The organism is Streptomyces sp. NPDC041796 (assembly GCF_055590785.1).
The window spans coordinates 1-1,451 of sequence record NZ_JBVJAH010000070.1 but is presented as its reverse complement, the minus strand read 5'-3'; the positions used below and the strand labels follow the sequence as shown (position 1 = coordinate 1,451).

General features: G+C 55.9%; 1 rRNA gene (running past one end of the window). It reads left to right on the top strand.

Features of this window, described 5'->3' with window-relative positions:
• Positions 1-1,399, top strand: a 23S ribosomal RNA gene (locus tag ACZ6C1_RS38555) (it extends 1,822 nt beyond the left edge of the window).
• The last annotated feature ends 52 nt before the right edge of the window (positions 1,400-1,451 follow it).

The following is a 1,451-nucleotide window of genomic DNA, read 5'->3' as shown; positions in this document are numbered from 1 at the left end:
CTTAAGGCTGAGACCTGATGCCGAGCCGATTGTGGTGAAGTGGATGATCCTATGCTGTCGAGAAAAGCCTCTAGCGAGTTTCATGGCGGCCCGTACCCTAAACCGACTCAGGTGGTCAGGTAGAGAATACCGAGGCGTTCGGGTGAACTATGGTTAAGGAACTCGGCAAAATGCCCCCGTAACTTCGGGAGAAGGGGGGCCATCACCGGTGAGGGAACTTGCTTCCTGAGCTGGGGGTGGCCGCAGAGACCAGCGAGAAGCGACTGTTTACTAAAAACACAGGTCCGTGCGAAGCCGTAAGGCGATGTATACGGACTGACGCCTGCCCGGTGCTGGAACGTTAAGGGGACCGGTTAGCTCCATTTCGGTGGGGCGAAGCTGAGAACTTAAGCGCCAGTAAACGGCGGTGGTAACTATAACCATCCTAAGGTAGCGAAATTCCTTGTCGGGTAAGTTCCGACCTGCACGAATGGCGTAACGACTTCTCGACTGTCTCAACCATAGGCCCGGTGAAATTGCACTACGAGTAAAGATGCTCGTTTCGCGCAGCAGGACGGAAAGACCCCGGGACCTTTACTACAGTTTGATATTGGTGTTCGGTTCGGCTTGTGTAGGATAGGTGGGAGACTGTGAAGCTTGGACGCCAGTTCAGGTGGAGTCGTCGTTGAAATACCACTCTGGTCGTGCTGGATGTCTAACCTGGGTCCGTGATCCGGATCAGGGACAGTGTCTGATGGGTAGTTTAACTGGGGCGGTTGCCTCCTAAAGAGTAACGGAGGCGCCCAAAGGTTCCCTCAGCCTGGTTGGCAATCAGGTGTTGAGTGTAAGTGCACAAGGGAGCTTGACTGTGAGACCGACGGGTCGAGCAGGGACGAAAGTCGGGACTAGTGATCCGGCGGTGGCTTGTGGAAGCGCCGTCGCTCAACGGATAAAAGGTACCCCGGGGATAACAGGCTGATCTTCCCCAAGAGTCCATATCGACGGGATGGTTTGGCACCTCGATGTCGGCTCGTCGCATCCTGGGGCTGGAGTCGGTCCCAAGGGTTGGGCTGTTCGCCCATTAAAGCGGTACGCGAGCTGGGTTTAGAACGTCGTGAGACAGTTCGGTCCCTATCCGCTGTGCGCGTAGGAATATTGAGAAGGGCTGTCCCTAGTACGAGAGGACCGGGACGGACGAACCTCTGGTGTGCCAGTTGTCCTGCCAAGGGCATGGCTGGTTGGCTACGTTCGGGAGGGATAACCGCTGAAAGCATCTAAGCGGGAAGCCTGCTTCGAGATGAGTATTCCCACCTCCTTGAGAGGGTAAGGCTCCCAGTAGACGACTGGGTTGATAGGCCGGATATGGAAGCCCAGTAATGGGTGGAGTTGACCGGTACTAATAGGCCGAGGGCTTGTCCTCAGTTGCTCGCGTCCACTGTGTTAGTTCTGAAGTAACGAACTCCCACACCCCG